The sequence below is a fragment of the Micromonospora craterilacus genome, assembly GCF_003236315.1.
Taxonomy (GTDB): Bacteria; Actinomycetota; Actinomycetes; order Mycobacteriales; family Micromonosporaceae; genus Micromonospora; species Micromonospora craterilacus.
Genome location: NZ_POTY01000313.1, coordinates 1 through 6,678 on the forward strand (window position 1 = coordinate 1; position 6,678 = coordinate 6,678).

The 6,678-nt window shown below is 71.4% G+C and carries 7 protein-coding genes; 2 read left to right on the forward strand and 5 right to left on the reverse strand.

All coding sequences use genetic code 11. The features are described from left to right. The 3 genes from C1I95_RS30780 to C1I95_RS30790 form a co-directional block, all read right to left on the reverse strand. The coding region (locus C1I95_RS30780; protein WP_146605905.1) for a sensor histidine kinase at positions 1-1,088 on the reverse strand (1,088 nt) is incomplete at its 3' end. A 129-nt stretch (positions 1,089-1,217) separates the two neighbouring features. Beyond that, positions 1,218-2,642, reverse strand: coding sequence for a rifampin monooxygenase (gene rox, locus C1I95_RS30785; RefSeq protein ID WP_199523988.1), 1,425 nt, complete (start codon positions 2,640-2,642; stop codon positions 1,218-1,220). A gap of 298 nt (positions 2,643-2,940) precedes the next feature. Beyond that, entirely contained in the window at positions 2,941-3,879 is a 939-nt protein-coding gene (locus C1I95_RS30790) for a LysR family transcriptional regulator (protein WP_233513990.1), read from the reverse strand. Between the two features lie 109 nt (positions 3,880-3,988). On the opposite strand from C1I95_RS30790, the gene C1I95_RS30795 reads away from it, so the two are divergent. After that, positions 3,989-4,945 (forward strand): FAD-dependent oxidoreductase, encoded by a 957-nt coding sequence (locus tag C1I95_RS30795; RefSeq protein WP_111219190.1) that lies wholly within the window; start codon positions 3,989-3,991, stop codon positions 4,943-4,945. An 18-nt stretch (positions 4,946-4,963) separates the two neighbouring features. On the opposite strand, the gene C1I95_RS30800 is transcribed toward C1I95_RS30795, so the two are convergent. Beyond that, positions 4,964-5,350, reverse strand: coding sequence for a VOC family protein (locus C1I95_RS30800; RefSeq protein ID WP_111219192.1), 387 nt, complete (start codon positions 5,348-5,350; stop codon positions 4,964-4,966). A gap of 70 nt (positions 5,351-5,420) precedes the next feature. Here C1I95_RS30800 and C1I95_RS30805 point away from each other — a divergent pair, with 70 nt between their 5' ends. Continuing rightward, on the forward strand, positions 5,421-6,008 hold the full coding sequence (locus C1I95_RS30805; RefSeq protein WP_111219194.1) for a TetR/AcrR family transcriptional regulator: 588 nt from the start codon (positions 5,421-5,423) through the stop codon (positions 6,006-6,008). Here C1I95_RS30805 and C1I95_RS30810 read toward each other — a convergent pair. Next, positions 5,992-6,546, reverse strand: a complete 555-nt coding sequence (locus tag C1I95_RS30810) for a hypothetical protein (protein WP_111219196.1) — start codon at positions 6,544-6,546, stop codon at positions 5,992-5,994. The two genes, C1I95_RS30805 and C1I95_RS30810, sit on opposite strands and share 17 nt — an antisense overlap. Positions 6,547-6,678: the final 132 nt, after the last annotated feature.

Sequence of the window (6,678 nt, forward strand, 5' to 3'; positions counted from 1 at the left end):
TACCCGCCCTCCCCCTCGATGCGCGGTGACGGACCGCCGCTTCCCGACCGCCGGCCGTCGTCGCGGATGTCCAGCCGCAACCCGTCCGGTCGGTAGTCGAGCGTGATGTCGGCGCGGCGCGCGGCGGCGTGACGGAGCACGTTGGTCAGCGACTCCTGCGCAATCCGGTACGCCGTGGTCTCCACCGCCCGCGGTAGCGGTCTCCGCTCACCCTGGTAGGTCACGGCCACGGCCGGCCCGTCGCCGGCAGCGCACGCCTCCAGCATCTGCGGCAGACGCTCCAACCCCGGCGCCGGCTGCTGCGCGGCGGCCGCGCCGGTCGGCGTGCCGTCACGCAACACGCCAACCGCGGACCGCAGGTCGGCCATCGCCTCGCGGCTGGCCGCCCGCACGGTGTCGAGGGCGGTGCGCGCCCGGGCCGGCGAGTCGTCGAGCAGGTCCGCGGCCACCCCGGCCTGCACCCCGATCACCGCGATCGTGTGCGCGGTGATGTCGTGCAGCTCCTGCGCGATATGCACCCGCTGCTCGGCGAGGCGCTGGGCCGTGGCCCGGTCACGCTCCGCGGCGAGCAACGCCAACCGCGCCCGCGTCTCGGCCTGCCAGGCCCGGCGGCTGCGGGCGGCCTCACCGAGCAGCAGCGCTGCGACGAAGACGGCGGTGGAGCCGTCCAGGGCGCCGTCGAACGGGTCCAACTGGTGGACGACCACGCGGCCTTGCAGGTCCGAGGCGATCAGCGTCACCGCCACCGCCATCGCCCGGACGCGCTTCGGGGCGGCGGCCGCCGAGTACAGCGCAACCCACACGGGCACCGCCGGCGCGCCGCCCGGATAGTCCAGGATGTGGTAGGTCAGCCACAGGGCGGCGACGGCCGCCATCGTCGCGGCGGGCCAGCGGCGCCGGGCCAGCAGTGACAGCGCCATGGCCAACCCGATGCCGTACGCCCAACCGTCCGCCGAGCGGTCCCCGGGCTGAAGGCTGGTGACGCTGATCCGGTACACCGTCGCGGCGGCGGCGACCCCGGCCACTGTGGCGTCCTTCGCCCACACCGGGACCGTCGTCCACCAGCGGCGCACCGCATCGAGGCTCACCACCTCACGGTACGGAACCCCGCCCGGCCCTGGCGTACCGCGAACGCGGTAGACGAACGGGCCGGACAGCTCGTCGATGCGGCGCCCATCTCGCCAGGTAAATGCGGGATGGACGCCGCTCAGACGAGATCAGTTGGCGGGCTTGCCGAACCAGCGGCAGAGGTGGTCGTCCAGGTCCTGCTGATCGTCGCCGATCCAGGCGACGTGGCCGTCGGGCCGTAGCAGGACGCACGGCACATCCAGTGCCGCAGTGGGATCCCCGAGGTAATCGACCCGGTCCGACCAGCCGCCGACGGTGAGGCGTTCGGTGCGGTCCAGCAGCAGGCCGCGGCCCCGATGCAGCAGACCGTAGAGGTGGCCCTGTGCCACGTCGATGTCGCGCAGGCGGCGGCCGAGCAGGTCGGGGCCTGCGCCGAAGTCGTAGCGGATGCCGATCGCGGTGATCTTCTCGATCAGATGGCGGTTCACCGTCTCGAAGTCCATCAGTTCGGAGAGCAGCCTGCGTACGGCCTGCGGGCCTGGTTCGGTGGAGAGCAGTTCGATCTGGGCGCGGGTGTTGTCCAGCACGTCCTCGGCGACCGGATGACGTTCGGCGTGGTAGGTGTCCAGCAGTGTTTCCGGCGCCCGGCCGCGGATCTGTGCGGCCAGTTTCCAGCCGAGGTTGACGGCGTCCTGAATGCCCAGGTTGAGGCCCTGCCCGCCGATGGGTGGATGGATGTGTGCCGCATCGCCGGCCAGCAGCACCCGCCCGACCCGATAACTTTCGGCCAGCCGGGTGGCATCGCCGAAGCGGGACAACCAGCGCGGGGAGTGTACGCCGAAATCGGTTCCGGCGATGGTGCGCAACTGTTGTTTGAAATCCTCGAGGGTGGGCGGTTCCGCGCGGTCGCTGACTCCTGCGGCGGGGACCACGACGCGATAGAGCCTTTCGCCGAAGGGCCCGAGGCTGAGTCGCTTGTCGGTCTGGCGGATTCGGGTCACCTTGGCGGCGATCTCCTCCTGCGGCACATCCACTTCCATTCCGCCCATCAGCGTCTCGGTCCGCGAGGGCTCGCCGGGGAAGCCGACGCCGAGCAGTTTGCGCACCGTACTGCGCCCGCCGTCACAGCCGACGAGATAGCGCGACCGCAACTGTTCGCCGTCGGCCAACTCGACGGTGACGCCGTCGTCGTCCTGCTCGAAGTTGGCCACCGGGCAACCGTGCCGGACCTGCGCGCCCAGTTCGATCGCATGTTCTTCGAGCAGGTGAACGATGACCGGCTGCGGGATGCCGAGCAGATAGGCGTGCGCGGAATCCAGGTTCGCGGGCGCGGGTTTGTCGATGGCGGCGAAGAAGCCGCCGGCCGGGCGCTGTCTTCCGTGTTCGAGAATGCGCTCCAGCAGCCCGCGCATTGCCATCAGCTCGATACTGCGAATATGCAGACCGACTATGCGGACGAACGACACGGGCTCGGTTTCCTTCTCCAGGACGAGTACCCGCACATCGTGCAGCCGCAGTTCGGCGGCGAGCATCGCCCCGGTCGGCCCGCACCCGGCAATGATCACGTCGAACATGAGGGGCGCACGATCGGTGCCGGAGGCCGGCGACGGGTCGGCGGTGAACTGCACAGGGTGCATAGGTATTGCCTTTCGGGAGTGCCTTGTTGGCGAGGCGCTCCCGGCGATGCCTACGTCAATCGCCCGACCGTGACGGGGAGGGAGAGCACCCACATCGATACAGCGTTCATGGGTCTCACCTCCTCGGGTGGTGTCGCGGTCAGCTGGAAGCTACAAGCCGGGCACCATCCCGTCCACTCCTTTCCCCAGCCACATGATCAAGACTTTGAACGAGGCCGTGCGGCGGCGATGCTGATCAGGGTTTGCCACCACCAGGCCATGTCGGTTCTGTCCCGTCGAGCAGGGCGAGGAGCCGGCGCAGTGCCGGGTTCGTGCTGTCCCGTGGCCAGGCCAGGGCGACATCCACGGTGGGCGTCGGGGCGGTGAACCGGCGCAGGCGTACCCCGCGCATCCGCAGCGCGCGGGCTCGGCCGGCCGGGACGGCCGCGACCACGTCTCCCTGCGCGACCGCCCGCAGGAGTTGCTCGTCGTCCGGCTCCTGCCGCACGAGCCGGAAGCCGCCGCGCGGCCAGACCTGGGCGATCGTCCGGTCGAACATGCCAGGGCCGTTCTCCCGTGGCCACATCACGGCCGGCAGGTCGACCACTTCGGCCCGGCTGATCCGACGGCGACCGGCGGCCAGGGGATGGCCCGCGGGCAGGGCCAGCAGCAGTTCCTCGGTGTCCACCGTCCGGCAGGCCAGCGTCGGCTCGTCGACCGGCGGGCGGACGAACGCCGCGTCGAGCCGGCCGGCGAGCAGACCGGCCACGTTCGGCGCCGTCCAGGCCGTCTCCGGGACCACCTCGATCTCCGGGTGGGCGGCCCGGAAGCGGGCCACCAGGTCGTCGACCCGGCCGCCGCGCGCCGACCGGGTGTACGCCAGCCGCAGCCGGCCACCCCGGCCATGCACCAGGTCCCGGATGCGGGCGGTCGCCGCGTCAACCTCGGCGAGCAGCCGGGCGGCCTCGTCGGCGACCCGCTCCCCCACCTCCGTCAGGGTGCAGCCCCGGCTGGTGCGGTGCACGAGCGGCACGCCGAGCTGGCGCTCCAGGGCGCGGATCTGCTGGCTGAGCGCGGATTGGGCGACGCGCAGCCGGGCGGCGGCCCGGGTGAAGTGCAGTTCCCCGGCGAGCACCGCGAAGTAACGCAGTCGGCGCAGGTCCGACCAGGTGCCCGGGGCCGGCGCGTCGGACATGGAGCCATCATAAGCGCCGCTTATCGCCGGCTGTCGGATCCGTCTTGGACGGCGGCCGGCCGGCACGGCGACCATTCGAGGCCAGCGGCACGAGTCACGGGAGCGGACGATGACGGCAACGACGGACGTGGTGGTGGTCGGCGGCGGGATCGTCGGCATGACGGCGGCGGTCACCCTCCAGCAGCGAGGGGCACGGGTGACCGTGCTGTCCGCCGACGACCCGGCGGACACGGTGTCCACGGTGGCCGCCGCGGTCTGGTACCCGACCCACACCGACGAGGATCCGCGGGTGTTGCGCTGGGCGCGCCAGACGTACACGGAGCTGCGCCGCCAGGCGGCCGGCGGTGTGCCGGGGGTGGTCGACCGGCCGACCCGGATGCTGCTGCGTGGCCCGTACGCCGGCCCGCCGTGGTGGGCACAGGCGTGCGGAGACCTGGTGGCGGAGCCGGCGTCGCCGCCGTACACGGCACTGCTGCGGTTCACCGCGCCGACGGTGGAGATGTCGCCGTACCTGGCCTGGCTTCGGCAGCGGTTGGAGGCCGGCGGCGGGCGGCTGCTGCGCCGCCGGGTGCGTCGGCTCACCGACGCGTTCGACATCGCGCCGACGGTCGTCAACGCGACAGGGCTGGCCGCCGGCCGGCTCGCCGCCGACCCGGCCGTGCACCCGGTGCGCGGGCATCTGGTGCTGGTGGCGAATCCGGGCCTGACCGTCTCGGTGCGCGACGAGGACGACCCGGCCGGGATCACGTACGTGCATCCGCGCCGGCACGACGTGGTCCTCGGCGGCACGTACCAACCGGGGGTGGGGCACACCACGCCCGACCCGGACACTGCGGCGGCGATCCGGCGCCGCTGCGTCGCCCTGGTGCCGGAGCTGGCCGACGCGCCGGTGCTCGGCGAACAGATCGGGCTGCGGCCGGCACGGCACGGCGGCCCCCGGGTCGAGGTGGACCCGTCGGGCCACCCCGGCCACCGGCTCGTGCACGCCTACGGCCACGGCGGAGCAGGGGTCACGCTGTCGTGGGGATGCGCCGCCGAAGTGGCGGACCTCGCCTCGGGCGGCTGAGCAGGCAGAGCGTGCCGCTCAGTTGTTCGTGCTCGCCGGACCGATCGTGGGGGTCGACATGCCGCCGTACGAGATCTCGTTGCCGTCCGGGTCCGCGTAGACAAGCTTGCGCATGCCCTGCTCGTAGTTCTCGATCCGGTGGGGTTCGAGGCCACGCTGGGTGAGCGCGGCGACTGTGGTGTCCAGATCCGCGGCCATGATCATCAGCATCGAACGGCCCGCGCGGTCGGGCAGGAGTTCGATGTAGACGTAGCTGTGTTCGCCCACTGCCCACACGGCCTCGATGTCGTTCGGGTAGAAGCTCGGCTCGACACCGAAGAACTGCCGGTACCAAGCCAGCGAATGATCGAAGTCGGCGACAGGGATGCCTGCGAACAGGTCCTGTGCTGTCGGCGCACCGGTCATGATCGTGCCTTCCGTGGGTTGGACCTAGACTTAAGGCGTACACCATTGTTCGAGAAAAGGGCGGGTCGGGATGGCTGCCGAAGGGGTAACGGCCAAACGCGCGGACGCGCGCCGGAATGTCGAGTCGATCCTTGACGCCGCGGTCGCCCTGCTTGCCATCGATCCCGGAGTGAGTGTCAACGAGATAGCGAAAGCGGCAGGCGTAGGCCGTGTCACGCTCTACGGTCACTTTCCGTCGCGTGCGGCACTGGTCGAGGCGGTCAGCCTCCGTGTGATCGCGAGCACCGACCAGGCCCTGGGCGCGATCGACCTTGAGGGTGATCCACGGGACGCGATGGCCCGCCTGCTGGAGGCGACCTGGCGGCTGACGCACCGTTTCGGTGCGGTCGTGATCGCGGCGAGCGGTGTGCTGACGCCGGAGGAGATGCGGCGCGTGCACGAGGGGCTGGCCCGCCGCGTGCACGCCCTCGTCGAACGCGGCCGGGACGAGGGAGCATTCCGGCGCGACATGCCTGTGGTGTGGCAGCTCGCGACCATCCAGGCGGTGCTGCATGGGGCGTCCGCCGCGGTGCATCGCGGCGACGTGACGACGGACGACGCCACGCGCCTCGTACGCGACACTGTGCTCGCGGCACTTGCCGTCACATCGTCAGCGTGACAACGAGTACGCCCACCCCGAGCAGCACATCCAGTACGCCGCAGAACTCCGCGAGCGAGCGTACGACAACGCGCCCGGTGCGGTGATGCCACACATCCCACGCCGCGTGCCCGAACAGGGCGACGCTGACGATGACGCCGCCCGTGACGTGGTCGGCCTTCAGGGCGAGTAGCGCTGCCGCCCCGAGTGCCAGCATCGCCGCCGACTGCAAGGGCAGGGACCACGCCGGCCGCCAGCCCGCGCGGACGAACCCGAAGATGGCGATGCCGAGAGCCGCGACGCACAGCCATGGCACGGGATCGAAGCCGGTAGGTGCGAGGCCGAGCCCGACGAGTACGAAGGTGACACCGAACGCAGGCCATGCCGCGCCGGGGCGTCCGGTTGCCGCCGCGGCGAGATAGACGAACCCCGACGCCGCCACGACGGAGGCGGCTTGACCACCGTAGTCGAGTCCGAGCGCGGTACCGGCCGCGACCAGTACGCCCAGCGCCGCGGGCCAACGTTGCCGCAGCCTTCCGCCGGCGGTGGCCGCCATCATCCCCCCATCTCGAACATCCGTGTTCAAGATAAACCGTACGCGGATGTTCAAGTTATGTCACGGCCCAACTCCTCGCGTTGACCCCCGCCGCCCACCCAGGCGGTGCGACGGGTCGGTTGGCCAGCGGTGGCC